The organism is Peptoniphilus sp. KCTC 25270, assembly GCF_021012875.1.
GTDB lineage: Bacteria > Bacillota > Clostridia > Tissierellales > Peptoniphilaceae > JAJMZJ01.
The window spans coordinates 1-2,235 of the sequence record NZ_JAJMZJ010000009.1 but is presented as its reverse complement, the minus strand read 5'-3'; the positions used below and the strand labels follow the sequence as shown (position 1 = coordinate 2,235).

The 2,235-nt window shown below is 43.6% G+C and carries 5 protein-coding genes; all 5 read right to left on the bottom strand.

Features of this window, described 5'->3' with window-relative positions; translation table 11 throughout:
* Positions 1–193 precede the first annotated feature (193 nt).
* Positions 194–667: an N-acetylmuramoyl-L-alanine amidase family protein gene (locus tag LQU94_RS08005; protein WP_230697153.1), complete on the bottom strand. Its 474-nt coding sequence runs from the start codon at positions 665–667 to the stop codon at positions 194–196.
* Entirely contained in the window at positions 654–1,220 is a 567-nt protein-coding gene (locus LQU94_RS08000; RefSeq protein ID WP_230697152.1) for a sigma-70 family RNA polymerase sigma factor, read from the bottom strand. The genes LQU94_RS08005 and LQU94_RS08000 overlap by 14 nt, the downstream gene beginning before the upstream one ends.
* A gap of 112 nt (positions 1,221–1,332) precedes the next feature.
* On the bottom strand, positions 1,333–1,485 hold the full coding sequence (locus tag LQU94_RS07995; RefSeq protein ID WP_230697151.1) for a YvrJ family protein: 153 nt from the start codon (positions 1,483–1,485) through the stop codon (positions 1,333–1,335).
* Position 1,486: 1 nt separating this feature from the next.
* On the bottom strand, positions 1,487–1,711 hold the full coding sequence (locus tag LQU94_RS07990; RefSeq protein ID WP_230697150.1) for a DUF2922 domain-containing protein: 225 nt from the start codon (positions 1,709–1,711) through the stop codon (positions 1,487–1,489).
* Between the two features lie 12 nt (positions 1,712–1,723).
* Positions 1,724–1,951, bottom strand: a complete 228-nt coding sequence (locus tag LQU94_RS07985) for a DUF1659 domain-containing protein (protein ID WP_230697149.1) — start codon at positions 1,949–1,951, stop codon at positions 1,724–1,726.
* Positions 1,952–2,235: the final 284 nt, after the last annotated feature.

Below are 2,235 nucleotides of genomic sequence, written 5' to 3'. Positions count from 1 at the left end.
TCCCTAGGTTTGCGCCCACCCCGGTGAGATTTCTCGACTCGCTTCGCTCCCTCGAAATGACGTGGTTGGGAGGGTGCATTCTCACGCCCAAGTGCTTTCTCCCTAGGTGGACGCTCCGTGAATGACGTGGTTGGGAGAACCCTCTACAAAAAAAGAGAGCCCAAAGGCTCCCCACTCCAAACACAACAAACTCCTACAGACTCTCCCAAAATCCCCACCATTTCGCCCAATTGTTTTCACGCATGGAACCCGGGCAGATCTTCCTTGACGCATCATAATGACGAACCACACGCTCCCTAGGAATCCCATAAAACTTCATCAACTCCCGAACCAACTCACGCAAATGCTCCAACGTACGCTTCTCATCATTTCCACGATTCACACAAAACTCAATCCCAATACTATTGGAATTTGTAATCCCATAACGCCCACGCCCGTCACCACAATGCCACGCACTTTGAGCATCCTCAATAATCTGAACCACACCCTCCTGATCCACAAAATAATGGGCCGACGCCTGTCGATCCCCACCAGCAAAATACCGATAATGATTCAACGCCGTCGCCGTAGAAGAAACATTCCCCGTATCATGAATCACCAAATAACGAATCGCCGTACCGCCACGCTTAGAAAAATTATAATGAATCAACCTCTTATCTAAAATCATACATCCTCCTCAAATTCCGAATCCCATTTGATTTTGTATTCGCAACCGTCTGATAAGAAATCCCCAAAAAACCAGAAATCTCCGACAAACCCAAATTATGAAAATAATAAAGAGAAAGAACCTCCCGCTCCCGGTCCGGCAACGCCTCCACAAAGCCCCGAAGCTCCGAAAACTCCTCCTCCCGTAACAAACGCTCCTCAATACACTCCAAAGAAGGAATCAAATCGCAAACCGACTCCCCACTCTCCAAAGGCTGGTCCAAAATCGGCAAATCCTCCCTCGAAACCAACTTCACACGATCCAACAAAAAATAACGAAACTGGAGCTTAAAATAATGAAGAAAAGGCACATTCAAACTCCCATCAAAAGAATCCAAACACTCCAAAAGAATCAACTTCCCCTGAGCCAAAAGATCCTCCCTCTCACGACTATAAGGCAAAATCTTTCCAATCAAACTCTTCATCAACGGTTCCAATTCCAAAGTCAAATCCACAATCGCCGACTCATCCCCATGACAAGCCTCCTCTGCCAACTGATTTATTTTACCAAACATAAAAAATCTCCTTATCTCCAACGCTCCCTCTAAGGTATCTTTATTGTATCAAAAAACGAACATATGTTCAATGTGAGAGTAAAAAAAGAAGAGGCAAAACGCCCCCTCTCTTTTACAAAAGTGTTTTATCAATACTTACCCGCAACTCCTGAATGGTCTCGCAAAGTTCCCCCAATTTATTCTCCATCCGAACAATGAAATAACTGGCAACAACAATAGGAAACCCCGTATTGGCAATAAGATTGAGAAGAGCATCCAAATCCATATTACTCGCCCACATCAAACAAAACATTGGACGTAGTAACAATATACTCTGCCTTTTCTACCCCCGCTAAAGGAGCCTCTTTACGGAACACCTCCGTAGAAACAATAGACTCCATAATCGGACGAACCTCCGCCTCTGACAAACCTTCCTTTGGATCATCCACGCGAAGATTATAAGAATCACTAGCAGCATCCCTAAACTTCATTACAAGTACCTTTTTTTCCATTTTTCCTCCCTATTAAACCCCTTCAACTAACGTATGAGTTTCTACCGTTTCAATCGTAACCAAATCCTTTGCGTACAAAGAACCAATCTGGCTTCCAGCACTAAACAACTGCTCATCTGTCGCATTGTCATTGATATCTTGGAAAGACTTTGTACGAATACGCATCTTACCAGAATCCGTTTGACCATTATTCAAAAGCAAACGCAAAGACTTTTTTGACTCAGATCTTTCAACTGCCATCCTCTCACCCCCTTTCACACTATAAATAGAAAAAAGGGAGAGGATTTACCAAAAGAAAAAGAAATTTTTTATCCATTACGTCATTTTGTTTGAGAAAGTACGAAGGGATTTTCTGCCCCAGTTACGTCATTTCGACCGAGGAATTTTTGTAAAAAATTGCGAGTGGAGAAATCTGACAGGGATTTTACGTTCTCACGCCCAAGGGCTTTTCCCTTGTTATCCTCCACCAGTTACGTCATTTCGACCGGAAAAATTCCGTTAGGGATTTTGGAGTGGAGAAATCT

Coding starts and splice junctions, on each gene's coding strand:
- LQU94_RS07985 (WP_230697149.1), bottom strand. CDS start 1,951: ATGGCAGTTGAAAGATCTGAGTCAAAAAAGTCTTTGCGTTTGCTTTTG.
- LQU94_RS08000 (WP_230697152.1), bottom strand. CDS start 1,220: ATGTTTGGTAAAATAAATCAGTTGGCAGAGGAGGCTTGTCATGGGGAT.
- LQU94_RS07995 (WP_230697151.1), bottom strand. CDS start 1,485: ATGGATTTGGATGCTCTTCTCAATCTTATTGCCAATACGGGGTTTCCT.
- LQU94_RS08005 (WP_230697153.1), bottom strand. CDS start 667: ATGATTTTAGATAAGAGGTTGATTCATTATAATTTTTCTAAGCGTGGC.
- LQU94_RS07990 (WP_230697150.1), bottom strand. CDS start 1,711: ATGGAAAAAAAGGTACTTGTAATGAAGTTTAGGGATGCTGCTAGTGAT.